The following is a 25780-nucleotide window of genomic DNA, read 5'->3' as shown; positions in this document are numbered from 1 at the left end:
TATGTTCTGGGAAACGTGGCCGAAACCGACTGGCACTGCGGCCGGTATCGGCGGGGTCACCCGCCTGTGGCAGGGGGGTCAGGAGTGATCGGCGGGAGCGGCGAGCCACGCCGGGTCGATCGTCCCCTCGGCCACGATGACCGCCGGGCCCGTCATGGTGACCTCACCGCCGGGGTGCTCGGTGATCACCAGCCGGCCGCCCGGCACGTCCACGGTGTACGTGACGGCGGGGCCGTCCGCCACCGGGTCGAGGCCGTCGCGGCGGGCGGCGGCGACCATCACGGCGCAGGCGCCGGTGCCGCAGGAGCGGGTCTCGCCCGAGCCGCGCTCGTGCACCCGGAGCGCGACGTGGCGCGGCCCGCGGTCCACGACGAACTCCACGTTGGTGCCGCGCGGATAGGCGTCGGCCGGATGGACGGCCGGCGCGTCGAGGAGCGGCCCGGCCTCCGCCAGGTCCGCGACGAACGCGACCGCGTGCGGATTCCCCATGTCGACATGGCGCGCGGGCCACGAGCGGTCGCCCACGGTGACAGTGACGGAGGGGTCCGGCCCGGCGGGCAGCCGGGCGGCGCCCATGGCGACGGTGATGCCGCCGTCCCGCTCGAAGCGGACCCGGCGCACCCCGGCCCGGGTGGCGACGGCCAGGTCGCCCCCCTTGGCGAGCCCGGCGCGCCGCAGGTAGCGCGCGAAGACCCGCACGCCGTTGCCGCACATCTCGGCGATGCTGCCGTCCGCGTTCCGGTAGTCCATGAACCACTCGGCCTCACCGGCCAGCGCCCTGGTCGCGGGGTCGGAGGCGGACCGCACGACCCGCAGCAGCCCGTCGCCCCCGAGGCCGGCGCGGCGGTCGCACAGCCGCGCCACCGTCGCGGCGGAGAGCGCGAGGCGGCCGTCGTAGTCGGGGATGATCAGGAAGTCGTTCTCCGTGCCGTGTCCCTTGAGGAACGGCACGGGCTGCTGTGCGGTGCTCACCCGCCGATGGTAACGGATCGTGACGACACTCAGCGCAGGGCGGCCACGCGCAGGACCGCGAGGACGGCGAGCAGCAGCACGCCGACGCCGTAGAGGGCCAGCAGCCGCCAGTCCGGGCGGCGGCCGGAGCCGCGCGGCGGGAGGCCGGGCCAGGTGTAGCCGACGCGGCGGGCGGCCATCATGCCCCAGCCCGCGGCGCTGCACCCGATGAGGAGGCCGAGCATGGCGACGACGGCACCCGCCTCGTCGAAGGCGAAGGCCAGCGGGAAGGCGAACATCAGCGAGCCGACGAGGCTGAGCAGCACGATGGGCGCGAAGAGCGCCAGGCGCAGCCGCCGGGGGGGCCGCAGGTCGGCGTACGACTCGTCGCCGCGGAAGTCGTCGATGATCTCGACGGCCTCGCCCGCCTCGGCCGACTCACCCGGCGGGCCCGCCTCCGGGGGCGGCGCGTCACCGAGCGCGCCGGGCGCGCGCGGCTCGTCCGCGATACGCCGGGGCGGGACGCCTTCCGTCGTGCCGTTGCTCTCGCGAGGGCCGGCCTCCATCGCCACGCGCCCTCCCTACTCAACGGTTTCACGGTCGCAGCATTGCTCGATGATGGCACGCGATCCGGCCGCTCCCGGGTGCCTGAGGCGTCCCGATGCCATCACGTGATCAGGATGTGACCGCCCGTTCGAGCAGGTCCCACGCCCGTTGTTCAAGCTGTGCGGACGCCTCGCGCGCCCCGTTCAGCCAGCGCACGCGCGGGTCGCGCCGGAACCAGCTCTCTTGCCGGCGGGCGAAGCGCCGCGTGGCGCGGACGGTCTCCTCGCGCGCCTCGCCCAGCGTGCACGCGCCGGCCAGCGCGGCGAGGACCTGCTGGTAGCCGAGCGCCCGGGAGGCGGTGAGCCCCTCGCGCAGGCCGACCCGCTCCAGGGCGCGGACCTCGTCCACGAGGCCGGCGGCCCACATCCGGTCCACCCGGGCGGCGATCCTGGCGTCGAGTTCGGCGCGGTCCACGCCGACGCCGATCTGGAGGGTGCGGTAGACGGCGCGCTCCTCGGCGGGCCCGGGCAGGTTGGCGGTGAACGGGCGGCCGGTGATCTCGATGACCTCCAGGGCGCGGACGATCCGCCTGCCGTTGCTGGGCAGGATGGCCTCGGCGGCCGGCGGGTCGGCGGCGGCGAGGCGGGCGTGCAGGGCGCCGCTGCCGTGGCGGGCGAGGTCGGCCTCCAGCCGGGCCCTGACCTCCGGGTCGGTGCCGGGGAAGTCGAGCCGGTCGACGGCGGCGCGCACATAGAGACCGGAGCCGCCGACCAGGACGGGGACGCGTCCGGCCGCGAGCAGCCGGTCGACGCGGTCGCGGGCGAGCCGCTGGTACGCGGCGACGCTGGCGGTCTCGGTCACGTCCCAGATGTCGAGCAGGTGGTGCGGGACGCCCTGCCGCTCGGCCGGGGTCAGCTTGGCCGTGCCGATGTCCATGCCCCGGTAGAGCTGCATGGAGTCGGCGTTGACGACCTCGCCGCCCAGCCGCCTGGCGAGCACGACCCCGAGGTCGGACTTCCCGGCCGCGGTCGGTCCCACCACGGCGACGACCTGCGGGGCAGAGGCGGCGCTGTTCACGGGGGCAGTCTTCCAGACCGGCCGGATCACCCTCGAACGAGCGACGTGACGCGGGACCGTGCGGGTCGTTTCTCGTTCGGAGCTTCCGCCCGTCGCGCACGGGTGGGACATCTCGAACATATAGGACATCGGGAGTGGTGATGGGCGTTTTTGCCTGGTTGAAGGGTCGCGGACAGGACAGGAAGCAGCCGTCCGGCACGGCGGCCGGGGAGGCGGAGGCCGCGGCGCCGGAGCAGCGGACGCCGGCCGCCGAGGCGGCCGAGGGCGACGGCGTGGGCATCCCCCAGCAGAGCGCGGCCGAGGCGGCCGGCCGCGAGGCGGGTGAGGAGGCCCGCCAGTAGGGCCGCCGGGATGAGGCCGGGATGAGGCCGGGTCAGGACCAGGACGCCACGAAGTACCCGACGCCGTACGGCGCCGCGTCGTACAGCAGGCGCCCGGTGAGCCCGGCCCCGTCGGCCGCCCCGGCCAGCACCTGCCAGGCCGAGCGCCCCGCGGCCCGCAGGTCGGCCGCCAGTCCGGCGTCGAGCGCGGCGAGCGCGGCCGTGTTGGCCTCCCCGAGCGCCCGCGCGGCGGCGGCGTCGAACCCGGCGGCGCGGTCGTCGTGGTAGCCGGGGGCCTTGGGCGAGCGGCAGGCGCTGCCGTCGCCCATCACCAGCAGGGCGAGTCGCTCCGGCCCGGCGGCCAGCTCGCGGCCGACCTCGGCGCAGCGCCCGGGTTCCAGCGGCTCGCCGACGCCGAGCCCCTCGACGGGCGCGGTGCGCCAGCCGGTGCGCTCCAGCAGCCAGGCGCCCACGGTCAGCGAGGGCGGCAGCTCCCGCTCACCCGGCTCGCCCTTCCCGAGGCCGACCTCGACATCCACGCCGAAGCCGCGCAGCGATCCCCGGGTACCGGTCGGGAAGGCGCCCCGGCCCGGCGGCTCGGCCGGGCCGACGACCAGCAGCCGGTCGGCGCGGGCGGCGGCGAGGACGGCGACGGCGTCGTAACAGGCGGCGCGGGCGTCGTCCAGCTCGGCGGAGGCGCCCCCCGCCACCTCGGGCACCAGCAGCGGCGGACACGGGCACACGGCGGCGGCGACAAGCATGGCCGCAGCCTAACGGCGCGGGCTCAGCAGACCGCGCATCCTCCGGCCGGCTCCGCCGCCGGCGCCGGGGCGCCGACCGAGGGCAGGCCGAGCATCACACCCTGCTGCCGGTCGGCCGGTGCGGCCTGCCGCCGCTCCCAGGCGTCGCCCGCCCGGGTGCGGCGGACGCCCTTGACCGGGCCCTCGGCGAGCAGGTGGTGCGGGGCGGCATAGGTGATCTCCACGGTGGCGACGTCACCGGGCCGGGGAGCGGCGCCGGCGTCGCCGGGGCGGGTGAAGTGCACCAGGCGGTTGTCGGGGGCGCGGCCGGACAGCCGCCGCGTCGCGTCGTCCTTGCGGCCCTCCCCCTCCGCGACCAGCAGGTCCACGGTGCGGCCGAGCTGCTTCTTGTTCTCCGCCCAGGAGATGTCCTCCTGGAGCGCCACCAGACGCTCGTACCGCGCCTGCACGACCTCCTTCGGCACCTGTCCCGGCATCTCGGCGGCCGGGGTGCCGGGGCGCTTGGAGTACTGGAAGGTGAACGCCTGGGCGAAGCGGGCCTCGCGCACCACGTGCAGGGTCTCCTCGAAGTCCTCCTCGGTCTCGCCGGGGAAGCCCACGATGATGTCGGTGGTGATGGCGGCGTCCGGGATGGCGGCGCGCACCTTCTCGATGATGCCGAGGTAGCGCTCCTGCCGGTAGGAGCGGCGCATCGCGCGCAGCACGCGGGAGGAGCCGGACTGGAGCGGCATGTGGAGCTGCGGCATCACGTTCGGCGTCCCGGCCATGGCCTCGATGACGTCGTCGGTGAAGTCGCGCGGGTGCGGCGAGGTGAAGCGGACCCGCTCCAGCCCCTCGACCCGGCCGCAGGCGCGCAGCAGCTTGGAGAACGCCTGGCGGTCGCCGATGTCGGAGCCGTAGGCGTTGACGTTCTGGCCGAGCAGCGTGATCTCGGTGACGCCCTCCGCGACGAGCGCCTCGACCTCGGCCAGGATGTCGCCGGGCCGGCGGTCCTTCTCCTTGCCGCGCAGCGCCGGGACGATGCAGAACGTGCAGGTGTTGTTGCAGCCGACGGAGATGGCGACCCAGGCCGCGTACGCGCTCTCGCGGCGGGTGGGCAGCGTGGAGGGGAACGCCTCCAGCGACTCCGCGATCTCGACCTGCGCCTCGCGCTCTATCCTCGCCCGCTCCAGCAGCACCGGCAGGCTGCCGACGTTGTGCGTGCCGAAGACGACGTCCACCCAGGGCGCGCGGCGCACGATCGTGTCGCGGTCCTTCTGGGCCAGGCAGCCGCCGACCGCGATCTGCATGCCGGGGCGGGCCGCCTTGCGCGGCGCCAGCTGGCCGAGGTTGCCGTAGAGCCGGTTGTCCGCGTTCTCCCGGACGGCGCAGGTGTTGAAGACGACGACGTCGGCGCTGTCCGCGCCGGGGTCGGCCGGGACGTAGCCGGCCCCTTCCAGCAGCCCGGCCATCCGCTCCGAGTCGTGGACGTTCATCTGGCAGCCAAACGTCCTGACTTGGTAGGTGCGCGCGACTTCGGGCATGCGAGAACTCGATCCCAATCGATTCCGTGAACCAGGCGGGGCCGCACAGGGCCGGTGCCCAAGTCTACGTTCCGCTGGTAGCTTGCCCGTGTGCTCTCCGTGCGTCCCCTGCGGCAGCGCCCGTGGCCGCTCCTGCTGGGCCTCGCCGTGGTCCTGATCGTGCTGGCGGCGCTGCTGTGGCGGCCCGTGGTCGGGAGCGACAGCAGCCCGGCGGGCGACGTGACCATGAGCACCGGCGTGACCAGCGGCGTGTACGCCCGGTACGGACAGCTCCTGCGCGGGCAGTTGGCGCGGGACGCGCCCGGGCTCGACCTCACGCTCGACCCGAGCGCCGGCTCGGTGCAGAACCTCCGCCGGCTGGTGTCCGGCGAGGCCGACGTCGCCATCGCGACCGCCGACTCCATCGCGACCTACCAGGCCGAGGACCCCGAGGGCGCCGCCCGGCTGCGGGCCTGTGCCCGGCTCTACGACGACTACCTCCAGCTCGTGGTCCGCGCCGACTCCCCCGTCCGCCGGGCGGCCGACCTGGCGGGCCTGCGGGTCGGCGTGGGCCAGAACGCCTCGGGCGTGCAGCTGGTGACGCGGGCGCTGCTCGCGGCGGCCGGGCTCGACATGGACACCGACATCGAGGCGGTCCGCGAGGGCATCGACGCCATGCCCACGCTGCTGGAGGCCCGCGAGCTGGACGCGTTCTTCTGGTCGGGCGGGCTGCCCACCGCGGCCGTCGAGCGGCTGTCCGACCGTATGGACATCCGGCTGGTGCCGCTGGGGGACCTGCTGCCCGGGCTGGTCGCCCAGGGTGGCGCCACCGCGCACTACCGGGCCGCCGCCATGCCGCCGGACGCCTATCCCGGCATATCCGGCACCGGGACGGTCGACACCATCGCGGTGGCCAACCTCCTGGTGACGACCGATCGCCTGGACGACGCGATCGCCGAGCAGATCACCGAGTCGGTCATCAACGGCCGCGACCACATCGGGCAGGAGGTGCACGCGGCGCAGCGGGTCGATTTGCGGACCGCGATCTACACCCAGCCGCTGCCCCTCCACCCGGGCGCCGCCGCCTACTACCGCTCCGCCAAGTCCTGACCTCCGCCACGTCCCGACCTCTGCCGAGCACGCGCCCCCCCGGCGGGGCCGTCCACGGCCCGTCGCACCGCTCCCCCACCGGCCACGACACCGAAGGGCTCGCCATGCACGACGACCGCGACCTCGTGGAGAACCGCCTCAACCGGGTGCTGGACGAGCGCCTCCGACCTGTGATCCACCGCGACCCGGTGCCGCTCGCCGTCGAGCGGTGGGACGCCCCGGGCGAGCCGGTGCCGGTCGCCGCCGGGCTGGCGGCCGACTACCGGCCGGCCGCGGCCGGCGAGCGGTGGGGACCGGCGTGGGGCACCACCTGGTTCCGGGTCACCGGCCGGGTGCCGGACGGCTGGGCCGGGCGCGCGGTGGAGGCGGTCCTCGACCTCGGCTTCGACCGGCTGATGCCCGGCTTCCAGTGCGAGGGGCTGGTCTACCGGCGCGACGGCCGGGCGGTGAAGGGCCTGCACCCGGCCAACGACTGGGTGCGCGTCGCGGACGCCGCGGCCGGCGGCGAGGAGGTCGAGCTGTACGTGGAGGCGGCGGCCAATCCCATCCTCAACGAGCAGCGGCCCAGCGCCCAGGGCGACCTGCTGACCGCGAGCGACGAGCCGCTGTACCGGGTGGCGCGGATGGACCTGGCCGTCTTCGAGCCGGCCGTGTGGGAGCTGGTCCAGGACCTGGAGGTGCTCAGCGGGCTGATGGGGCAGCTCTCCGTGGACGACGCGCTGCGCTGGACGGTGCTGCGCGCCGTCGAACGGGCGCTGGACACCCTCGACCTGGACGACGTGCCCGGCACCGCCCCGGCCGCCGCCCGGTGCCTGGCCGGGGTGCTGGCCTCGCCCGCGCACGCCTCGGCGCACCGGCTGAGCGCGGTCGGCCACGCGCACATCGACTCGGCCTGGCTGTGGCCGCTGCGCGAGACGGTGCGGAAGGTGGCGCGGACGGTGGCCAACGTGACCGCGCTGATGGACGGGCACCCGGAGTTCGTCTTCGCGATGTCGCAGGCGCAGCAGTTCGCGTGGCTGAAGGAGCACCGGCCGGAGGTGTTCGCGCGGGTGCGGGAGAAGGTGGCGGCCGGGACGTTCGTGCCGGTGGGCGGCATGTGGGTGGAGTCGGACACGAACATGGTCGGCGGCGAGGCCATGGCGCGGCAGTTCGTGTACGGCAAGCGGTTCTTCCTGGAGGAGTTCGGCATCGAGACGCGGGAGGTGTGGCTGCCGGACTCGTTCGGGTACACGGCCGCGCTGCCGCAGATCGTGAAGCTGTCGGGCTCGGAGTGGTTCCTCACGCAGAAGATCTCCTGGAGCCGGACCAACGCCTTCCCGCACCACACCTTCTGGTGGGAGGGCATCGACGGCACCCGCGTCTTCACGCACTTCCCGCCCGTCGACACGTACAACTCCGATCTGGGCGGGGCGCAGGTGGCGCACGCGGCGCGCAACTACCGGGAGAAGGGCCGGGGCACACGCTCACTGGTGCCGTTCGGCTGGGGCGACGGCGGGGGCGGGCCCACCCGCGAAATGCTGGCGCGGGCGGCGCGGCTGCGGGATCTGGAGGGGTCGCCGCGCGTGGAGATCGAGCGGCCGGCCGCGTTCTTCGAGCAGGCGCGCGCCGAGTACCCGGACGCGCCGGTGTGGGTGGGCGAGCTGTATCTGGAGCTGCACCGCGGCACGTACACCTCGCAGGCGAAGACGAAGCAGGGGAACCGGCGCGCCGAGTCGCTGCTGCGCGAGGCCGAGCTGTGGGCGGCGACGGCGGCGGTGCGCTCGCCGGACCACGCGTATCCGTACGACGCTCTGGAGCGGCTGTGGAAGACGGTGCTGCTGCACCAGTTCCACGACATCCTGCCCGGTTCCTCCATCGCCTGGGTGCACCGGGAGGCCAGGGCGACGTACGCGCGGGTGCGGACGGAGCTGCTGCGGATCGTCGCGGACGCGCAGCGGGCGCTGGCGGGCCCGGACACCGGCGCGGGCACGGTGGTGTTCAACGCGGCCCCGCATGCCAGGGGCGGGATCCCGGGCGGGGGCGCGCGCCCCCGCCCGGCCCCGGCGGCGGAGCCGGTGACGGTGGCGGCCCGGAGCGACGGGGGCTTCACGCTGGACAACGGCCTGCTGCGGGTCGGGATCGACGGCCGGGGCCTGGTGGTGTCCGCGCTCGACCTGGCCGCCGGCCGCGAGGCGATCGCGCCCGGCCGCGCGGGCAACCTGCTCCAGCTCCACCCCGACCTGCCGAACCTCTGGGACGCCTGGGACATCGACGCCTTCTACCGGCACCGCGTCACGGACCTGGTGGACGTCGCGTCGCTGGCCCTGACCGAGGAGGACGGCGGCGCGGCGGCCACGGTGGAGGTGGCCCGGTCGTTCGGCGCCTCCCGGGTGGCGCAGCGGCTGACCCTGCGCGCCGGGGCCCGCGTGCTGGAGGTGGACACCGTGATCGACTGGCACGAGCGGGAGAAGATCCTCAAGGCGGCCTTCCCGCTGGACGTGAAGGCGGACCGGTCGGCGGCGGAGACGCAGTTCGGCCACGTCTTCCGGCCCACCCACACCAACACCTCGTGGGAGGCGGAGAAGTTCGAGATCTGCGCCCACCGCTGGCTGCACGTCGGGGAGCCCGGCTGGGGGGCGGCCGTCGTCAACGACTCGACATACGGCCACGACGTCACCCGCGAGATCCGCGACGACGGCGGCCAGACCACCACGGTGCGGCTCTCGCTGCTGCGCGCTCCGCGCTACCCGGACCCGGAGACCGACCAGGGCGAGCACCGGCTGCGGTATGCCCTGGCGCCGGGCGCGACGATCGGGGACGCGGTCCGCGAGGGCCACTGGATCAACCTGCCCGAGCGCGCGGTCCCGGGCGCCGCGGCCGTCGAGCCCCTGGTCACGGTGGAGGACGACGGCGGCCGGCTGGTGGTGGCGGCCGTGAAGCTGGCGGACGACCGGAGCGGGGACGTGGTGGTCCGGCTGTACGAGGCGAGCGGCGGGCGGGCGCGCGGAAGGCTGCGGCCAGGGTTCGCGGCGGCCTCGGTGACGGAGACGGACCTGCTGGAACGGCCGCTCGCGGACGCGCCCGCGCCGGCCGTGGCGGCGGACGGCGCGGTGGAGCTGACGCTCCGGCCGCACCAGATCGTCACACTCCGCTGGGCCCGGGCCGCTGCGGGCCCGCCGTGGTGAGCGCGGGGACCTCGGGCGCGTTCCGCGGCACGGTGACGGTCACGCGCAGACCGTGCGGCTCGTTGCGGGCGTAGGAGATGTCCGCGCCGGCGGCGGCCAGCAGGGTGGCGACGATGGACAGGCCGAGCCCGGAGCCGGAGACGTTCTGGTGCCGGCCGCTGCGCCAGAAGCGGTCCCCGATGCGCTCCAGTTCGGCGTCCGACAGTCCCGGTCCGTTGTCCGCGATCGCGAGGGCGACGGTGTCGCGGCCGGCGGAGACGGTGACGCGCACTTCGCCGCCGCCCGGCGTGAACTTCAGCGCGTTGTCCACGATGGCGTCCAGCGCGCTGGAGAGCCCGATCGGGTCGGCCCAGCCGGTGACCGCGGCCGGTCCGGTCAGGCGGAGGGCCACACCGCGCCGGTCCGCGACCGGGTGCCAGGCGGCGACCCGTTCCGCGACCAGGGCCGCCACGTCGGTGATCCGCAGGTCGGCGGTGGTGTGCTCGGCGATCGCGAGGTCGAGCAGGCTGTCCAGCACCCGGGCCAGGCGTTGGCCCTCGGCGCGGACGGAGGCGACCTCCTCGTTGTCGTCGGGGAGTTCGAGGCCGAGCAGGTCGATGCGGAGCAGCAGCGCGGAGAGCGGGTTGCGCAGCTGGTGGGAGGCGTCGGCGACGAAGGCCCGCTGCCGGCGCAGGACCTCCTCCACGTTGTCGGCCATCTCGTTGAACGAACGGGCCAGCCGCCGCAGCTCCGGCGGCCCCCCGGCGGGGGCGACCCGGGCGGTGAGCCGTCCCGTGGCGATCTCGTGGGTGGCCTTGTCCAGCACCCGCACCGGGCGCAGCACCCAGCCCGCGAGCCGGAACGCCGCGCCGACCGCCAGCAGCATGGCGGCGGCCTCCCCGGCGGCGATGGCCAGCCAGCCGCGCAGGATGCGGGAGCGCAGCGGCCCGGTGGGCGAGTCGGTGAGGACGACGGCGACCACGTCGCCGTCCCTGATCACCGGGGAGGCGACGATCAGCCGCCGGTCGTCCTCCCAGGGCCACACCTGGGACGGGCCCTGGCTGCGGCGTCCGGCGAGGGCCTCGGCGAACTCCTGGCTCGCGGCGCCGCCGGGCGCCGCCCAGCCGCCCGGCGCGACGGCGACCGCGGTGGCGTCGCGCTGGAAGACGCCGGCCCTGATGCCGTACACCTCGTGGTACCGGGCCAGGTCGGCGCGGAGCGTCGTGGCCGCCTCGTCGCTGGACTCGCCGGCCGCCGGGTCGACGACGTACAGGGCGAGGGAGGCGAAGCGCGCGGTGTCGTCGATGCGGTCCACGATGACCCGCTGCTGCTCGCTGCGGGCCTGGCTGGTGGCCAGCGGCACGCCGAGCGCGAGCAGCACGCCGGCCAGCAGCACGATGAGGAGGGGGAGCAGGCGGGAGCGCATGATCGTCGGCGGGCGCCCCGGCTCAGGCGGCCGGGACGGCGAGCCGGTAGCCGACGCCGCGGACGGTCTCGACCAGTTCGGGACGGCGCAGTTTGGCGCGCAGGGAGGCGATGTGCACCTCCAGGGTGCGCCCGGTGCCCTCCCAGCTCGTCTGCCAGACGTCGCTGATGATCTGCTCGCGGCGGAAGACGACGCCGGGGCGCTGGGCGAGCAGCGCCAGCAGGTCGAACTCCTTGCGGGTGAGCGCCACCCGCCGGCCGTCGACGGAGACCTGGCGGGTGGCCAGCTCGACGGTGATGGGGCCGAGGGTCAGCACGCCGGCGGCCTCCGCGGCGCCGCCCGCGGTCTCCTCGGGTCCGGTGCGGCGGCTGACGGCGTGGATGCGGGCGAGCAGCTCGCCCGTGTCGTAGGGCTTGACGACGTAGTCGTCGGCCCCGATGTTCAGGCCGTGGATGCGGGAGCGCACGTCGGAACGGGCCGTCACCATGATCACCGGCACGGAGGCGATGCGCCGGATCCGGCCGCAGACCTCGAAGCCGTCCACGTCGGGCAGCCCGAGGTCGAGGAGCACGACCCCGAAGGAGCGGTCGTGCAGGAGGCTGATCGCCTCCTCGCCGCCGCGCGCGCGGACCACGTCGAATCCGTGCCTGCCGAGCACGGCGACCAGGGCAGCGGCGACGTGCTCGTCGTCCTCGACAAGGAGCAGTCTCATTCGCGCCCTCCCATCGTGCCGTCCTGCATCCATCCTGATGATGCCGGGTCGCGTCAAGCGGCTCCGGCGGAGCTGGACCGTTCCGTTATCCGGCGCCCACGCTGGGCAACCTCCGGTGACTGGGCGCGTTCGGCGAGCGTCTGGATCGTTATGCTCAATTTCCGCTCAGATCTGGTGACGATCTGTCGACACGCTGGCTAGGGTCCCTGCAACCGACAAGGATGGAGCAATCCACGATGAGCGATGCGCCGCTGACCAAGGACTCCGCCGCGACCGCGCCCCAGGCGGACGCCCTTGTCGTCCTGGACAGCGTGAACAAGCATTTCGGCGCCCTCCATGTGCTTCAGGACATCAACCTGACCATCAAGCGCGGCGAAGTGGTCGTCGTGATCGGCCCGTCCGGTTCCGGGAAGTCCACGCTGTGCCGGGCGATCAACCGCCTGGAGACGATCGACTCGGGGACCATCAGCATCGACGGCCACCCGCTCCCGGCGGAGGGCCGGGAGTTGGCCCGGCTGCGGGCCGACGTGGGCATGGTCTTCCAGTCCTTCAACCTGTTCGCCCACAAGACGGTGCTGCAGAACGTGATGCTCGGCCCGGTGAAGGTACGGCGGCGGAGCAAGGCCGAGGTCGAGGAGCGGGCCCGCACGCTGCTGGACCGGGTGGGCGTCGGCAACCAGGCGGACAAGTACCCGGCGCAGCTCTCCGGCGGCCAGCAGCAGCGGGTGGCGATCGCCCGCGCGCTGGCGATGGAGCCGAAGGTGATGCTGTTCGACGAGCCCACCTCGGCGCTCGACCCGGAGATGATCAACGAAGTCCTCGAAGTCATGCGGCAGCTCGCCCGCGAGGGGATGACCATGGTCGTCGTCACCCACGAGATGGGCTTCGCGCGCTCCGCCGCCAACCGCGTGGTGTTCATGGCCGACGGCCGGATCGTCGAAGAGGCCGACCCCCATCAGTTCTTCGACAACCCGCGCAGTGACCGGGCCAAGGACTTCCTGTCCAAGATCCTCCAGCACTAGCGCGGCGACACCCTCTCCACCCACCCCGTCCGACTCGTCAGCACAAGGGGAGCACCCACCATGAGACTCCGCAAGGCAAGCGCCCTGGCCGCCACCGTCCTGACCCTCTCCCTGACCGCCACGGCGTGTGGCGGTGGCGGTGACGCGGGCGGCGACGGCATCACCATCGGCATCAAGTTCGACCAGCCGGGCATGGCCCTGAAGACGCCCGACGGCACCTACGAGGGCTTCGACGTCGACGTCGCCACCTACATCGCGGGCGAACTGGGCTACGAGCCGGACCAGATCACCTGGGAGGAGGCGCCCAGCGCCGAGCGGGAGACGCTGCTCCAGCGCGGGGACGTGGACTTCATCGTCGCGACCTACTCGATCAACGAGGAGCGCAAGCAGCAGGTCGACTTCGCCGGCCCGTACTTCCTCGCCCACCAGGACCTGCTGATCCGCGAGGACGACGAGGTGCCCGACGTCGAGGCCATCAACGACCTCACCCTGTGCTCGGTCACCGGCTCCACCTCCGCGTCGAACGTGAAGGAGGACTTCGCGCCGGACGCCAACCTCCGGGAGTTCGGCACCTACTCCGAGTGTCTGACCGGCCTGGAGAACGGCGCGGTCGACGCGCTCACCACGGACGACTCCATCCTCGCCGGATACGCGGCGCAGGAGCAGAACCAGGGCAAGTTCAAGCTCGCCGGGCTGGAGCTGAGCGACGAGTTCTACGGCGTCGGACTGCCGAAGGACTCGGACCTGCGCGACCAGGTCAACGACGCCATCCGGCAGATGGTCGACGACGGCTCGTGGCAGCGGTTCGTCGACGAGAACCTCGGCCCGGCCGGCTACGAGGCCGAGCCCGCGCCGGAGATCACGGAAACCGACTGACCCCGGTGACCGGTCCGTGGCGCGCGGGACACCGCGCCGGCGCGCCACGCCCTTTCCCGCCTTCTCGACACGAGACTGAGAGATTCCGTGTTCGATTTCCTTGATCTCGATCGGTACGACCTGTTCGGGGCCTTCCTCACGACGATTGAGCTCACCGTCTACTCGGCCCTCGGCTCGCTCGTCTGGGGAACGGCCCTGGCCGCCATGCGGGTCAGCCCGGTGCCGATCATGCGCGCCTTCGCCACCGTGTACGTGCACGTCTTCCGCAACACCCCGCTGACCCTGCTGATCGTCTTCTGCTCGCTGGGCCTCAACCAGACGCTGGGCATGGAGCTGTGGACGGACGGCGAGTCGGAGCCGCTCGGCTTCCGGCTGGCGGTCCTCGGCTTCATCGTCTACACCGCCACCTTCGTCGCCGAGGCGCTGCGCTCCGGGATCAACACGGTGCCGGTCGGCCAGGCCGAGGCCGCGCGCGCCATCGGGCTCACCTTCTCCCAGGTGCTCGGGCTGATCGTGCTCCCGCAGGCGTTCCGCACCGCGGTGGCACCGCTGACGAACGTGCTGATCGCGCTCATCAAGAACACCACGGTGGCCGCGGCCATCGGCGTCGCCGAGGCGGCCCTGCTGATGCGGACGATGATCGAGAACGAGGCGGAACTGGTCCCGATCGCGGTCCTGTTCGCCGTCGGGTTCATGGTCCTGACCCTGCCCACCGGGCTGGTGCTCGGCTGGGTGGCCAAGCGCGTGGCGGTGAAGCGATGAGCAACCTGTCCGTTCTGTACGACGCGCCCGGGCCGCGCGCCAGGTTCCGCAACGGCGTCTACACGGTCCTCTTCCTCGGCACCCTCGCGCTCGCCGGCTGGTGGGCGTGGGCGAAGCTCGACGAGAAGCACCAGCTGGAGGCCGACAAGTGGGAGCCGTTCTTCACGGACTCCCGGGTGTGGTCGACCTATCTGCTGCCCGGCCTCCAGGACACGGTGACCGCCGCCGCCCTGGCCCTGGTCATCGCGCTGCCGCTGGGCGCCCTGCTCGGCATCGGGCGGCTGTCCGACCAGTGGTGGATCCGCGTCCCGTCGGGCGCGGTCGTGGAGTTCTTCCGCGCCATCCCGGTGCTGCTGCTGATGCTGTTCGCCAACGAGGCGTACGCGATGTGGAGCGACGTCGACCGCGAGGTGCGCCCGCTCTACGCGGTGGTGACCGGACTGGTGCTGTACAACGCGTCGGTGCTGGCCGAGGTGGTCCGGGCCGGCGTGCTGTCCCTGCCGCGGGGGCAGTCGGACGCGGCGCAGGCGATCGGCATGCGCAAGAGCCAGACGATGGTGCACGTGCTGCTGCCGCAGGCGGTGACCGCCATGCTCCCGGCGATCGTCAGCCAGCTGGTGGTCATCGTCAAGGACACCGCGCTCGGCGGCGTCATGCTCGGCTACAGCGAGCTGCTGAGCAACATCCGGCTCGTCGCGACCAACTACGGCAACACCATTGCCTCCTACACGATCGGCGCCGCGGTCTTCATCGCGCTCAACTTCCTCCTGACCAGCTTCGCGAGCCGGCTGGAAGGGCGGATCCGCCGGGGCAAGCGCGGCACCGGTGCGGTACTGTCGACCACCACCACCGAGGAGATGGACGTCGCCGGCGACGTGCCGGGACCGCATCGCCCCGGACAGGGTCCCGATACCGGAACGTAGGCCAATCGGCCCGAAAGGGGGCCGACTTGACGCCTGATCACGCGCTGGGTTCCATACGTGCTGTGCTGCCCGTGATCATCGCCGGCGCGGGCCCTGTCGGGCTCGCGCTGGCGCTCGCCCTCGCCGGGCGCGGCGTTCCCACCGTCGTGGTCGACGGCGCCGACGGGCCGCCCCCCTCCCGCCTCGCGCGCACCTGCGTGCTGCCGCCCGACATCGCGCACTGGGCCGGGCTGCCGGGCGTGGCCGAGGAGGCCGCAGTCTGGCGCGGCTGGCGCACCACGCTCCGGGGCAGGACGGTGCTGCGCGAGGAGTTCGCCCCGGAGAGCGCCCCGCGCCACGTGCCGCAGCACGTCCTGCACGGGATGCTGCGGGAGGCGGCGATCCGCCACGAACTGGTGCGCCTGGCCCGGGGGCACCGGCTGACCGACATCGAGCAGCGCGGCGGCGAGGTGGTGGCGCACACCGTCTCCCACACCCCGGACGGCCGGCGCGAGCAGAACCGGCAGTGGCGCGGCAGCCATCTCGTCGGCTGCGACGGCGCCCGCTCCACCGTGCGGAAGCTGCTCGGCATACCTTTCCACGGCCGCACCGGCGTGGCCCGGTACGCGGTGGCGGCGCTGCGGACCGAGCTGCCCTGGCCGGAGGAGGCCGGGCTGCACCGCGGGCTGTCCGTCGGCGAGGTCACCGTCCGGCCGCTGGCCGGGGACCGGTGGCGGCTGGACTGGCCGCTGCCCCCGGACGACGGCCTCGTCACCCCCGAATCCCTGCTCGACCGGGTGCACACCACGCTGGCCGGCTGGCACGGCGGCGAGGTCCCGGCGTACGACCTGCTGGACACCGGCGTCCACATCTGCCACCAGCGGCTGGCCAGGAGCTGGCGCTCCGGGCGGGTCTTCCTGGCCGGGGACGCGGCCCATCTGCTCGGCGCGCTCGGCACCCAGCAGGTCGCCGAGGGGCTGCGGGACGTGGACAACCTCGCCTGGAAGCTGGCCGTCGCCTGCCACGAGGGCCGCGCCGAGGCCCTGCTCGACAGCTATCAAGCCGAGCGCCGCACCGCCGTCGGCGTCCGGCTGCGCGCGGTCGACCAGGCGCTGCCGCTGGCGCGCGGCCGGGGCGGCCTGCCGGCCCGGCTCACCGGCCGGGGCCGGGGACGGCTCGCCCTGCTGACGGACGGGCACCTGGGCCGGGGCACGCTGGGCGGGCCCGCCCGCTACGCCGCCTCCCCGATCACCTGCGCGCCCAGGGACGCCCACGCCACCGACACCCCGGTGGGGGCGCCGGCCGCGAACGTGCCGGTCATCGCCCTCGACGGGTCGGAGAGCCGACTGCGGGACCGGCTGGGCGGCCCGCTGCTGCTGGTGCTCACCGCGCCCGGCGCGGGCGTGTGGGACGCCAAGCACTGGCTGTCGGCCGGTCTCATGCCCGAGCTGGCCGCCGCCGCGGGCACGCTGCCGCTGCCCGCCGAGGTGGTGGTGACCGAGGAGTACCCGGGGGCCGGGGCCCACACGCTGCTGATCGTCCGCCCCGACGGCCACCTGGCCGCCGCCCTCGCGGGCACGGATCACGCGGGGCTGCGGGACTGCGTGGAGACGCTGCGCGGCGCGACCGGCGAGCCGGACCCGCCGGGCCAGGAGAACGGCCGGGAGAGCCGGGACGACCTCCGGTCGGCCGGGCGCCGGACGACGGGCCGCTGAGTCACGGCTCCTCCGCGAGGAGGTCCGCCTCCTCCGCCGCGCCCTCCGCCTCCAGGGCCCGGCAGACCACCCGCAGGGCCAGCTCCTCGGCATAGCCCTTGCGGGCCAGCATCCCGACCAGCCGCCGCAGCCGCTTCTCCCGGGGGACGCCCCGGGTCGCCCGCAGCCTGCGCTCGACCAGCTCCCGCGCGGTCGCCTCCTCCCGCTCCGGATCGAGCTGCCCGATCGCCTCGTCGATCACGGCCGACGCCACCCCCCTGGTCCGCAGCTCGCGGGCGAGCGCCCGCCGGGCCAGGCCACGCCCGTGGTGCCGGGATTCCACCCAGGCGTCCGCGAACGCCGCGTCGTCGATGAGCCCCACCTCCTCGAAACGGTCCAGCACCGCGGTGATCACCGGCTCGGGAACGTCCCGCTCGCGCAGGGCGTCGGTCAGCTGCCTGCGCGTGCGCGGGGTCCCGGTGAGCAGACGCAGGCAGATCGCCCGCGCCCGCTCCACCGGGTCCCTCGGGGTGTTGCGCGGTGACCCCGCACCGGCCCTCGACGGGGCGGGGCCACCGCAGTCTTCGCGCGCGTCGTCGCACGCCGGGCGCTCCGGCCACTCACTGCGCCGGGTCACCGTCAGCTCTTGGCCGCCACGGGCTTGGCCGCCTTGGCCGCCTTGACCGGAGCGGTCAGCGGCGCCGCCGGGGCCACGCCCACCGCGTCCTTGCCGACCGCGTCCTTGCCGACCGCGTCCTTGGCGGGCTCGGCCGCGGGTGCCTCGGTCCTCGGCCCGATGCCCAGCTTCTCCTTGATCTTCTTCTCGATCTCGTTGGCCAGATCGGGGTTGTCCCGCAGGAAGTTCCGCGCGTTCTCCTTGCCCTGGCCGAGCTGGTCGCCCTCGTACGTGTACCAGGCCCCGGACTTCCGGATGAACCCGTGCTCGACGCCCATGTCGATCAGGCCGCCCTCGCGGCTGATGCCGACGCCGTAGAGGATGTCGAACTCGGCCTGCTTGAAGGGCGGTGCCACCTTGTTCTTGACCACCTTGACCCGCGTGCGGTTGCCCACCGCGTCGGTGCCGTCCTTCAGGGTCTCGATGCGGCGGATGTCGAGCCGCACCGACGCGTAGAACTTCAGGGCCCGGCCACCGGTCGTGGTCTCCGGCGAGCCGAACATCACGCCGACCTTCTCCCGGAGCTGGTTGATGAAGATGGCCGTGGTCTTCGACTGGTTGAGCGCTCCGGTGATCTTGCGCAGGGCCTGGCTCATCAGCCGGGCCTGGAGGCCGACATGGGAGTCGCCCATCTCGCCCTCGATCTCCGCGCGCGGCACGAGCGCGGCCACGGAGTCGATGACGATGAGGTCGAGCGCGCCGGAGCGGATGAGCATGTCCGTGATCTCCAGGGCCTGCTCGCCGTTGTCCGGCTGGGAGAGGATGAGCTGGTCCACGTCCACGCCGAGCTTCTTGGCGTACTCCGGGTCGAGCGCGTGCTCCGCGTCCACGAACGCGACCGTGCCGCCCGCCCGCTGAGCGTTCGCCACGGCGTGCAGCGTCAGCGTCGTCTTGCCCGAGGACTCGGGGCCGAACACCTCCACCACGCGTCCGCGCGGCAACCCGCCGACGCCGAGGGCCACGTCGAGAGCCGTGGAGCCGGTGGGGATGATCTCGATCGGCTCGTTCGGCCGCTCCCCCAGGCGCATCACCGCGCCCTTTCCGAACTGCCGCTCAATCTGCGCGAGAGCGGCGTCGAGCGCCTTCTCGCGGTCCGTTCCTGCCATCGGTGCCACCCGGTCCGTCTGATTCGATCGCTTCACAACCACGGACGCTAGCGCCTGCCACTGACAATCGGCCCTCGGGGACCGGGACACCGTTCCGCATCCCCATGAGAATGGCTGTTCGATTTCTGTGTCAAGCGCTTCCCCCGTCCGACGACGGGCCGGAAGAACCGCAGGTCAGCAACGTCAGCGCAGGTGCGGGGGGACATCGACCGCCGCGCACACCGCCCGCCAGACATCCTTCGCGTCCCATCCGGCGTCCAGCGCCTCGTACACGGTCCGCCCGCCCAGCTCCGCCATCACATGGTCCCGGGCGAAGGAATCCACGTACGCCGGGCCGAACCGCTCCGCCATCCGCTCCCAGAAGTCCGTCAGCCGCATGCCCCCCAGTATCGCGCCCGGGACCGGCGGTCACCCGCCGATGGCCCTGACCCCCGCCGTGACGGCCACCGCCACGGCCACCACGGCCAGGAACGGCGCCCGCAGCAGCAGCGCGACCCCCGCCGCCGCGACCCCGGCCGCCCGCGCGTCCAGGACGGGCGCGCCGCCGTCGTCCACGGTCTGCAGCGCGGTGAGGGCGGCCAGCAGGGCGACCGGCAGCAGCGCGGCGAGCCTGCGCACGGCCGGGCGCTCCAGGGCGGCGGCCGGCACCGACAGGCCCAGCAGCTTCACCAGATAGCAGCCGGCCGCGGTCACGGCGATCGCGATCCAGGTCGTCACCGCGCCGCCTCCGCGTCCCCGGGGCGGCCGGCGCGCACCACCAGCACCAGGGGCGCGGCGAGCGCGGCGACCAGCACCGGCACGCCGGCGGGCAGCAGCGGCAGGCACCCGATGGCCAGCGCCACGGCCAGCGCGGCGGTGGCCCGTTCCGTCCCGGTGCGCAGCATCGGCGCGAGCAGCCCGAGGAAGGCGGCGGGCCCGGCGGCGTCCACCCCCCAGGCGCCGGGGTCGCCCAGCGATCCCGCGCCGAGCGCGCCGAGCAGGGTGGTCAGGTTCCAGCAGAGGTAGAGCGTGAGCCCGGTGACGGCGAAGCCGAGGCGGGCCAGGCGCCGGTCCGGCTGGGCGAGCGCCACCACCGCGGTCTCGTCGATGACCCAGTGGGCGGCCAGCGGGCGCACCCGCGCGGGCAGCCGCAGCAGCGTGGACAGGCGCAGCCCGTAGAAGCAGTTGCGCACGCCGAGGAAGAAGGCGCCCGCAGCGGCGGTGACCGCGTCGCTCCCGGCCGCCAGGGCGCTGACGAGCGCGAACTGCGAGGCGCCGGTGAAGACCAAGAGGCTGAGCGCGCAGGTCTGCGGCACACTCAGGCCGCCCGACACCGCGGTCACCCCGAAGGCGAACCCGGAGAGTCCCACGGCGCATCCGACGCCGAACGCGTCGCGGACCGTGCCGTCGCGGCCCCGCCCGGCCGGCCGCGGTGGAGCGTGGTCGTCGCTTTCCGCATCGTTGTGAGTCACGCCCGAACGCTAGGCGGCCCTTGGGGACCGGTCTTGTACGTTCTTGCGCGGCCGGTGACGCGTTCCCGCTGGTAGGCGCCCGGCGCGACCCCTACCGCGCGGACGAAGTGCCGGTGCAGATGCGGCTGGTCGGTGAACCCGACCGCCACCGCCGCATCTGCCGGCCGCACCCCCGCGTCGAGCAGATCGCGGGCCCGGCGCATCCGGGCGTCGGTGAGCCAGGCGTGCGGGGGCAGGCCGTACCGGGCGCGGAAGGCCCGCAGCAGCGCGAACGGGCCCACCCCCAGGTCCGCCGCGAGCCGCTCCAGGGTGGGCGGGGCGGTCATCCGGTCCTCCAGCACCTCACGGGCGCGTTCCGCGACACGCGCGCCCGCGCCGCGTATCGAGCGCTCGGGCAGGGCGCCGCCCGCCCGCCGCAGCAGCCGCACCACGGCCAGCCGCAGCAGGGTGCCGGCGGCCAGCGTGTCGCCCTCGTCCGCCGCCCGCACCACCCGCGCGACCATCCGCACCGCCTCCGGATCGTGCAGGACCGGCACCCGGAACCCGGCCGCCCCGCGCACCGCGAACGTCTCGGCGGCGATCGCGTCCACCAGCCCCGGCTCCGGGTAGACCGCGCTGTACGTCCAGCCCTCGGGGATCCCCGCGTGCCCGGTGTGCGGCGTGTCCGGATTGACCAGCGCCAGCCCGCCGGCCCCGACCCGCTCGACGGTGCCCCGGTGGTGGAACGCCTCCACGCCTTCGGTGATCCCCGCGATCACGAACGTCCGGTGGGTGTGCCGGCTGAACGTCCGCCGCACGTACCGCGCCCGCAGCAGGTCCACGTCCGGCAGCTCCGGGTGCCGCCAGTGCCGCGCCCGCTCCCGGCACACCCGAGGCGCCCCGCACCCCGCCGACCCGTCCCCGTCACCGTCCTGCTCCGGCCGCCCCATGCCGCCCATTGTGCGTCGTTGTCGGTGGTGGGGTGCACGATGGGCTCATGGACGGACATGCGGCACTCGACGGGTTCTCCCCGGCCACGCGGGCGTGGTTCTCGCGTGCCTTCCCGGCGCCCACGGCCGCGCAGGAGGGGGCGTGGCGGGCGATCGCCGAGAAGTCGGACGTCCTGGTCGTGGCGCCGACCGGCTCGGGGAAGACCCTGGCCGCGTTCCTCGCCTCGCTGGACCGGCTGGCCGCCACCGCCCCGCCCGCCGAGGCGCACAAGCGCTGCCGGGTGCTGTACGTCTCGCCGCTGAAGGCCCTGGCCGTCGACGTCGAGCGGAATCTGCGCAGCCCGCTCACCGGCATCCGGCAGGAGGCGGTCCGCCTCGGGCTGCCCGAGCCGGAGATCAGGGTCGGCATCAGGACCGGGGACACCTCCCCGGCCGACCGCCGCTCGCTGGCCAGGCGACCGCCGGACATCCTCATCACCACCCCCGAGTCGCTGTTCCTGATGCTCACCTCGGCCGCCCGGGAGGCGCTCGGCGGCGTGGAGACGGTCATCCTCGACGAGGTGCACGCGGTGGCCGGCACCAAGCGCGGCGCCCACCTCGCGCTCTCCCTGGAGCGGCTCGACGCGCTGCTGAGCCGCCCCGCCCGCCGCATCGGGCTGTCCGCGACCGTGCGCCCGGTGGACGAGGTCGCCCGCTTCCTGTCGCCGCGCCGCAAGGCGACGATCGTCCAGCCGCCCTCGGGCAAGGAGTTCGCCCTGTCGGTCGTGGTGCCGGTCGAGGACATGGGGGAGCTGGGCGGCTCGCCCGTGCCGGACGCCCCCGACCAGGGCGGGGCGCCGTCGATCTGGCCCTCGGTGGAAGAGCGCATCGTCGACCTGGTGCAGGCCCACCGCTCCACGATCGTCTTCGCGAACTCGCGCCGGCTGGCCGAGCGCCTGTGCAACAGGATGAACGAGATCGCGCACGAGCGGGCCACCGGCGAGCCGCCGGCCGAGGAGCACGGGCCCGCCCAGCTCATGGGCGGCTCGGGCGCGGCCAGGGGCGCGGCCCCGGTGCTGGCGCGGGCGCACCACGGCTCGGTGTCCAAGGAGCAGCGGGCGCACATCGAGGAGGACTTGAAGGCCGGGCGGCTGCCCGCCGTGGTCGCCACCTCCAGCCTGGAGCTGGGCATCGACATGGGGTCGGTGGACCTGGTGGTCCAGGTCGAGTCGCCGCCCTCGGTGGCCTCCGGGCTGCAGCGGGTGGGCCGCGCCGGACATCAGGTGGGCGCCGTGTCGGCCGGAGTGATCTTCCCCAAGTACCGGGGGGATCTGGTGCAGTCGGCCGTGGTCACCGAGCGGATGCGGGCCGGGGCCATCGAGTCGCTGCGCGTCCCCGCCAATCCGCTGGACGTCCTCGCCCAGCAGATCGTGGCCATGACGGCGATGGACACCTGGGACGTGGACGAGCTGCTGGCGCTGGTCCGCGGCGCCGCGCCGTTCGCCGCGCTGCCCGAGTCGGCGTACCACGCGGTGCTCGACATGCTCGCCGGGCGCTATCCGTCCGACGCGTTCGCGGAGTTGCGGCCCCGGCTCGTCTGGGACCGGGTGGCGGGCACGGTGACGGGCCGGCCGGGCGCGCAGCGGCTGGCGGTCACCTCCGGCGGCACCATCCCGGACCGCGGCCTGTTCGGGGTCTTCCTGGCCGGCGCCGACCCGAAGAAGGGCGGCGGCCGGGTGGGCGAGCTGGACGAGGAGATGGTGTACGAGTCCCGGGTGGGCGACGTCTTCACGCTGGGCACGACGTCCTGGCGGATCGAGGACATCACCCGCGACCGGGTGCTGGTCTCCCCCGCCCCCGGTGTCCCGGCGCGGCTGCCGTTCTGGAAGGGCGACCAGCTCGGCCGCCCGCTGGAGCTGGGGCGGGCGCTGGGCGCGTTCCTCCGCGAGATCGGCGGCCTGGACCCGGCGGCGGCCCGCGCGCGGCTGGCGGCGGCGGGCCTGGACGCCTGGGCGGTGGACAACGTGCTGGCGTATCTGGACGAGCAGCGCCAGGCGTGCGGGCACATCCCGGACGACCGCACGATCGTGGTCGAGCGGTTCCGCGACGAGCTGGGCGACTGGCGGATCGTGGTGCACTCGCCGTTCGGCGCCCAGGTGCACGCGCCGTGGGCGCTGGCGCTGGGCGCGCGGCTCACCGAACGCTTCGGCATGGACGCGCAGGTGCTGCACGCGGACGACGGCATCGTGCTGCGGCTGCCCGACGCCGACCTGCTCGGCGCGGAGCCCGGCACGGACGACGCGGACGGCGGGGCCGGCTTCGCGGACGCGGCGTTCGACGACGGCCGGGCGCCGGTCGGCGCGAGTGACGTGCTGTTCGACAAGAGCGAGGTCGACCAGCTCGTCACCGATCAGGTCGGCGGCTCCGCGCTCTTCGCCGGCCGGTTCCGGGAGTGCGCCGCACGGGCCCTGCTGCTGCCCCGCCGCAGCCCGGGCCGGCGGACCCCACTGTGGCAGCAGCGGCAGCGGGCCCATCAGTTGCTGTCCGTGGCCGCCGAGTTCGGGTCGTTCCCGATCGTCCTGGAGGCCGTCCGCGAGTGCCTGCAGGACGTCTTCGACGTGCCGGGGCTGACCGAGCTGATGGCGGACATCGAGGCCCGGCGGGTCAGGCTGGTCGAGGTCACCACGCGGGAGGCCTCGCCGTTCGCCCGCTCCCTCCTCTTCGGCTATGTCGCCCAGTATCTGTACGAGGGCGACTCCCCCCTGGCCGAACGGCGCGCCGCCGCGCTGTCGTTGGACTCGCGGCTGCTGGCCGAGCTGCTCGGCCGCGCCGAGCTGCGGGAGTTGCTCGACCCGGACGTCCTCGCCGAGCTGGAGCGGGAGTTGCGGTGGCTCACCGAGGACCGCCGGGTGAAGGACGTGGAGGGCGTGGCGGACCTGCTGCGCGTCCTCGGGCCGGTCACCGACGCCGGGCTGGCCGAGCGCGGGGCGGCGCCCGCGTGGGCAGCGGAGCTGGCGGCGGCCCGGCGCGCGATCCGCGTCCGTGTCGCGGGCGAGGAGCGCTGGGCGGCGATCGAGGACGCCGGGCGGCTGCGGGACGCCCTCGGCACCGCGCTGCCCGTCGGCGTCCCCGAGGCGTTCACCGAGCCGGTCGCGGACCCCCTGGGCGATCTGCTGGCCCGGTACGCCCGCACCCACGGGCCGTTCACCTCGGCGCAGGCCGCCGCCCACTTCGGCCTCGGCACCGCCGTCGCGGACGGCGCGCTGCACCGGCTGGCCGCCGGCGGGCGGCTGGTCCAGGGCGAGTTCAGGCCGGGCGGCGTCGGCCACGAGTGGTGCGACCCCGCCGTGCTGCGGCGGCTGCGGCGACGCTCGCTGGCCGCCCTGCGCCAGGAGCTGGAGCCGGTGCCGCCCGCCGCGCTGGCCGCGTTCCTGCCCCAGTGGCAGCACGTCGGAGGCGTCGCCGGCCGCGGCGGCCTGCGCGGCGTGGACGGCCTGATGCGGGCCGTCGAGCAGCTCCAGGGCGCGCCCGCCCCGGCGTCGGCGCTGGAGCGGCTGGTGCTGCCCGCGCGAGTCTCTGGATACGCGCCGCCGATGCTGGACGAGCTGACGGCGTCCGGCGAGGTGGTCTGGGCGGGCGCCGGGGCACTTCCGGGCAAGGACGGCTGGGTCGCGCTGTATCCGGCCGACGCCGCGCCGCTGCTGTTGCCCCCGCCGCACCCGCTGGAGCTGACACCGGTGCACCGCGCCGTGCTGGCCGCGCTCTCCGGCGGGTACGGGCTGTTCTTCCGGCAGATCGCCGAGCAGGTCAGGGCCGCCGGCCACGAGGTCCCGGACGCCGGGCTCGCGCAGGCCGTGTGGGACCTGGCCTGGTCCGGCCGGCTGACCAACGACACCCTGGGACCGCTGCGCGCCCTGCTGGGCTCCGGGCGCACCGCCGGCTCCACCGCGCACCGGGCCCGGCGCACCGCCCCGCGCGGCCGGTGGGCGGGCGCCGCGGCCCGCCCCGCGCTCTCGCGGAACGGGCCGCCGACCGTGGCCGGCCGCTGGTCGCTGCTGCCGGAGCGGGAAACCGACCCCACGCTGCGCGCCCACGCCCTGGCCCGCACGCTGCTGGACCGGCACGGCGTGGTCACGCGCGGCGCCGTGGCCGCCGAGGGCGTCGAGGGCGGCTTCGCCGCGGCGTACCGGGTGCTGTCCGCCTTCGAGGAGAGCGGCCAGGCCCGGCGCGGCTATGTGGTGGAGGGGCTCGGCGCCGCGCAATTCGCGATGGACGGCGCGGTGGACAGGCTGCGGGCGATCAGCACGGCCGCGGAGCGCGGGGCCGCCGGAGCCGACCCGGTCGCGGGCGCGGCCGGTCGCCGGGCCCTGGTGCTCGCCGCGACCGACCCGGCGAACGCCTTCGGGGCGGCTCTGCCGTGGCCCGACCCCCCGACAGTGCCGGACGGCGGAGCGGGCGCCGCTCAGGGCGCGGGACACAAGCCCGGCCGTAAGGCGGGCGCGCTGGTCGTGCTGGTGGACGGGCAGCTCGCGCTCTATCTGGAGCGGGGCGGACGGACGCTCCTCGCCTGGCCCGCCGCCGACGGCTCCCCGGCGGGAGCACAGCGGCCGGACACGGCCCTGCGGGCAGCCGCCGAGGCCCTGGCACAGGCCGCCAGGGAGGGCGCGCTGGGCACGCTGACAGTGGAGCGGGTGAACGGCTCCCCGGCCCTCACCGACCCGTTCTGGGCCGGGCTGCTCGAGGCCGCCGGATTCCACGCGACACCGCGCGGTCTCCGGCTGCGGCCCTGACCAGGGACGGCGCGGAGGAGCGACGGAAAAGAGGAGGACGGCCGG

Annotated in this window: 22 protein-coding genes; 9 read left to right on the top strand and 13 right to left on the bottom strand. The window is 74.7% G+C overall.

What is annotated here, in order from left to right; genetic code table 11:
- Positions 1 to 78: 78 nt before the first annotated feature.
- The 3 genes from dapF to miaA all read right to left on the bottom strand — a co-directional run bounded on the left by dapF (position 79) and on the right by miaA (position 2574).
- On the bottom strand, positions 79 to 972 hold the full coding sequence (gene dapF, locus ACSNOC_RS06395) for a diaminopimelate epimerase (protein ID WP_436746268.1): 894 nt from the start codon (positions 970 to 972) through the stop codon (positions 79 to 81).
- Between the two features lie 29 nt (positions 973 to 1001).
- Positions 1002 to 1517 (bottom strand): hypothetical protein, encoded by a 516-nt coding sequence (locus ACSNOC_RS06390; RefSeq protein ID WP_436746267.1) that lies wholly within the window; start codon positions 1515 to 1517, stop codon positions 1002 to 1004.
- A gap of 109 nt (positions 1518 to 1626) precedes the next feature.
- On the bottom strand, positions 1627 to 2574 hold the full coding sequence (gene miaA / locus ACSNOC_RS06385; protein ID WP_436746266.1) for a tRNA (adenosine(37)-N6)-dimethylallyltransferase MiaA: 948 nt from the start codon (positions 2572 to 2574) through the stop codon (positions 1627 to 1629).
- Between the two features lie 140 nt (positions 2575 to 2714).
- On the opposite strand from miaA, the gene ACSNOC_RS06380 reads away from it, so the two are divergent.
- The gene (locus ACSNOC_RS06380; protein ID WP_436746265.1) at positions 2715 to 2915 is read left to right on the top strand and encodes a hypothetical protein; all 201 of its coding nucleotides are present in this window, start codon (positions 2715 to 2717) and stop codon (positions 2913 to 2915) included.
- A gap of 32 nt (positions 2916 to 2947) precedes the next feature.
- Here the strand turns inward: ACSNOC_RS06380 and ACSNOC_RS06375 are convergent, their stop codons facing one another.
- Both ACSNOC_RS06375 and miaB read right to left on the bottom strand, forming a co-directional pair.
- A complete protein-coding gene (locus ACSNOC_RS06375) occupies positions 2948 to 3655 on the bottom strand; it encodes a class III extradiol dioxygenase subunit B-like domain-containing protein (RefSeq protein ID WP_436746264.1) in 708 nt (235 codons plus the stop codon).
- 23 nt (positions 3656 to 3678) lie between these two features.
- A complete protein-coding gene (gene miaB / locus ACSNOC_RS06370) occupies positions 3679 to 5178 on the bottom strand; it encodes a tRNA (N6-isopentenyl adenosine(37)-C2)-methylthiotransferase MiaB (protein WP_436746263.1) in 1500 nt (499 codons plus the stop codon).
- 90 nt (positions 5179 to 5268) lie between these two features.
- Here miaB and ACSNOC_RS06365 point away from each other — a divergent pair, with 90 nt between their 5' ends.
- Entirely contained in the window at positions 5269 to 6267 is a 999-nt protein-coding gene (locus tag ACSNOC_RS06365) for a TAXI family TRAP transporter solute-binding subunit (protein WP_436746262.1), read from the top strand.
- 104 nt (positions 6268 to 6371) lie between these two features.
- On the top strand, positions 6372 to 9431 hold the full coding sequence (locus tag ACSNOC_RS06360; RefSeq protein WP_436746261.1) for an alpha-mannosidase: 3060 nt from the start codon (positions 6372 to 6374) through the stop codon (positions 9429 to 9431).
- Here the strand turns inward: ACSNOC_RS06360 and ACSNOC_RS06355 are convergent.
- Positions 9388 to 10836: an ATP-binding protein gene (locus tag ACSNOC_RS06355; protein WP_436746260.1), complete on the bottom strand. Its 1449-nt coding sequence runs from the start codon at positions 10834 to 10836 to the stop codon at positions 9388 to 9390. The two genes, ACSNOC_RS06360 and ACSNOC_RS06355, sit on opposite strands and share 44 nt — an antisense overlap.
- Positions 10837 to 10858: 22 nt before the next feature.
- Entirely contained in the window at positions 10859 to 11548 is a 690-nt protein-coding gene (locus ACSNOC_RS06350; RefSeq protein WP_436746259.1) for a response regulator transcription factor, read from the bottom strand.
- Positions 11549 to 11784: 236 nt separating this feature from the next.
- On the opposite strand from ACSNOC_RS06350, the gene ACSNOC_RS06345 reads away from it, so the two are divergent.
- From ACSNOC_RS06345 to ACSNOC_RS06325, 5 genes are all read left to right on the top strand, one after another.
- The gene (locus ACSNOC_RS06345) at positions 11785 to 12570 is read left to right on the top strand and encodes an amino acid ABC transporter ATP-binding protein (RefSeq protein ID WP_436746258.1); all 786 of its coding nucleotides are present in this window, start codon (positions 11785 to 11787) and stop codon (positions 12568 to 12570) included.
- Positions 12571 to 12630: 60 nt separating this feature from the next.
- Positions 12631 to 13446, top strand: a complete 816-nt coding sequence (locus ACSNOC_RS06340; RefSeq protein WP_436746257.1) for a glutamate ABC transporter substrate-binding protein — start codon at positions 12631 to 12633, stop codon at positions 13444 to 13446.
- Positions 13447 to 13533: 87 nt separating this feature from the next.
- Positions 13534 to 14208: an amino acid ABC transporter permease gene (locus ACSNOC_RS06335; RefSeq protein WP_436746256.1), complete on the top strand. Its 675-nt coding sequence runs from the start codon at positions 13534 to 13536 to the stop codon at positions 14206 to 14208.
- Positions 14205 to 15131, top strand: a complete 927-nt coding sequence (locus ACSNOC_RS06330) for an amino acid ABC transporter permease (RefSeq protein WP_436746255.1) — start codon at positions 14205 to 14207, stop codon at positions 15129 to 15131. Before ACSNOC_RS06335 ends, ACSNOC_RS06330 begins: the two co-directional genes overlap by 4 nt.
- A 62-nt stretch (positions 15132 to 15193) precedes the next feature.
- On the top strand, positions 15194 to 16825 hold the full coding sequence (locus ACSNOC_RS06325) for an FAD-dependent monooxygenase (protein ID WP_436746254.1): 1632 nt from the start codon (positions 15194 to 15196) through the stop codon (positions 16823 to 16825).
- Between the two features lies 1 nt (position 16826).
- Here ACSNOC_RS06325 and recX read toward each other — a convergent pair whose 3' ends face one another.
- The 6 genes from recX to ACSNOC_RS06295 all read right to left on the bottom strand — a co-directional run bounded on the left by recX (position 16827) and on the right by ACSNOC_RS06295 (position 20966).
- On the bottom strand, positions 16827 to 17447 hold the full coding sequence (gene recX, locus ACSNOC_RS06320; RefSeq protein ID WP_436746277.1) for a recombination regulator RecX: 621 nt from the start codon (positions 17445 to 17447) through the stop codon (positions 16827 to 16829).
- The gene (recA, locus tag ACSNOC_RS06315) at positions 17444 to 18586 is read right to left on the bottom strand and encodes a recombinase RecA (RefSeq protein ID WP_436746253.1); all 1143 of its coding nucleotides are present in this window, start codon (positions 18584 to 18586) and stop codon (positions 17444 to 17446) included. The genes recX and recA overlap by 4 nt, the downstream gene beginning before the upstream one ends.
- Before the next feature lie 183 nt (positions 18587 to 18769).
- Positions 18770 to 18964, bottom strand: coding sequence for a DUF3046 domain-containing protein (locus tag ACSNOC_RS06310; protein WP_436746252.1), 195 nt, complete (start codon positions 18962 to 18964; stop codon positions 18770 to 18772).
- A 30-nt stretch (positions 18965 to 18994) separates the two neighbouring features.
- The gene (locus ACSNOC_RS06305) at positions 18995 to 19303 is read right to left on the bottom strand and encodes an AzlD domain-containing protein (protein WP_436746251.1); all 309 of its coding nucleotides are present in this window, start codon (positions 19301 to 19303) and stop codon (positions 18995 to 18997) included.
- Positions 19300 to 20037 (bottom strand): AzlC family ABC transporter permease, encoded by a 738-nt coding sequence (locus tag ACSNOC_RS06300; RefSeq protein WP_436746250.1) that lies wholly within the window; start codon positions 20035 to 20037, stop codon positions 19300 to 19302. Before ACSNOC_RS06300 ends, ACSNOC_RS06305 begins: the two co-directional genes overlap by 4 nt.
- A complete protein-coding gene (locus ACSNOC_RS06295) occupies positions 20034 to 20966 on the bottom strand; it encodes an AraC family transcriptional regulator (protein WP_436746249.1) in 933 nt (310 codons plus the stop codon). The genes ACSNOC_RS06300 and ACSNOC_RS06295 overlap by 4 nt, the downstream gene beginning before the upstream one ends.
- 47 nt (positions 20967 to 21013) lie before the next feature.
- On the opposite strand from ACSNOC_RS06295, the gene ACSNOC_RS06290 reads away from it, so the two are divergent.
- Positions 21014 to 25735 carry an ATP-dependent helicase gene (locus ACSNOC_RS06290; RefSeq protein ID WP_436746248.1) on the top strand — a complete coding sequence of 1574 codons (4722 nt, stop codon included), beginning with the start codon at positions 21014 to 21016 and terminating at the stop codon, positions 25733 to 25735.
- Positions 25736 to 25780 lie beyond the last annotated feature (45 nt).

Source organism: Streptomyces sp. URMC 129 (assembly GCF_051386415.1).
GTDB lineage: Bacteria > Actinomycetota > Actinomycetes > Streptomycetales > Streptomycetaceae > Streptomyces.
The sequence above is the reverse complement of the archived record's forward strand: the minus strand, read 5'-3'. Positions and strand labels throughout refer to the sequence as shown.

Excerpts from the sequence above, each read along its gene's own strand:
- recA (WP_436746253.1), bottom strand. The coding sequence starts at position 18,586 with ATGGCAGGAACGGACCGCGAGAAGGCGCTCGACGCCGCTCTCGCGCAG.
- ACSNOC_RS06290 (WP_436746248.1), top strand. The coding sequence starts at position 21,014 with ATGGACGGACATGCGGCACTCGACGGGTTCTCCCCGGCCACGCGGGCG.
- miaB (WP_436746263.1), bottom strand. The coding sequence starts at position 5,178 with ATGCCCGAAGTCGCGCGCACCTACCAAGTCAGGACGTTTGGCTGCCAG.
- ACSNOC_RS06380 (WP_436746265.1), top strand. The coding sequence starts at position 2,715 with ATGGGCGTTTTTGCCTGGTTGAAGGGTCGCGGACAGGACAGGAAGCAG.
- ACSNOC_RS06345 (WP_436746258.1), top strand. The coding sequence starts at position 11,785 with ATGAGCGATGCGCCGCTGACCAAGGACTCCGCCGCGACCGCGCCCCAG.
- ACSNOC_RS06360 (WP_436746261.1), top strand. The coding sequence starts at position 6,372 with ATGCACGACGACCGCGACCTCGTGGAGAACCGCCTCAACCGGGTGCTG.
- ACSNOC_RS06330 (WP_436746255.1), top strand. The coding sequence starts at position 14,205 with ATGAGCAACCTGTCCGTTCTGTACGACGCGCCCGGGCCGCGCGCCAGG.
- ACSNOC_RS06375 (WP_436746264.1), bottom strand. The coding sequence starts at position 3,655 with ATGCTTGTCGCCGCCGCCGTGTGCCCGTGTCCGCCGCTGCTGGTGCCC.
- ACSNOC_RS06310 (WP_436746252.1), bottom strand. The coding sequence starts at position 18,964 with ATGCGGCTGACGGACTTCTGGGAGCGGATGGCGGAGCGGTTCGGCCCG.
- ACSNOC_RS06295 (WP_436746249.1), bottom strand. The coding sequence starts at position 20,966 with ATGGGGCGGCCGGAGCAGGACGGTGACGGGGACGGGTCGGCGGGGTGC.
- ACSNOC_RS06350 (WP_436746259.1), bottom strand. The coding sequence starts at position 11,548 with ATGAGACTGCTCCTTGTCGAGGACGACGAGCACGTCGCCGCTGCCCTG.
- ACSNOC_RS06390 (WP_436746267.1), bottom strand. The coding sequence starts at position 1,517 with ATGGAGGCCGGCCCTCGCGAGAGCAACGGCACGACGGAAGGCGTCCCG.
- ACSNOC_RS06340 (WP_436746257.1), top strand. The coding sequence starts at position 12,631 with ATGAGACTCCGCAAGGCAAGCGCCCTGGCCGCCACCGTCCTGACCCTC.
- ACSNOC_RS06355 (WP_436746260.1), bottom strand. The coding sequence starts at position 10,836 with ATGCGCTCCCGCCTGCTCCCCCTCCTCATCGTGCTGCTGGCCGGCGTG.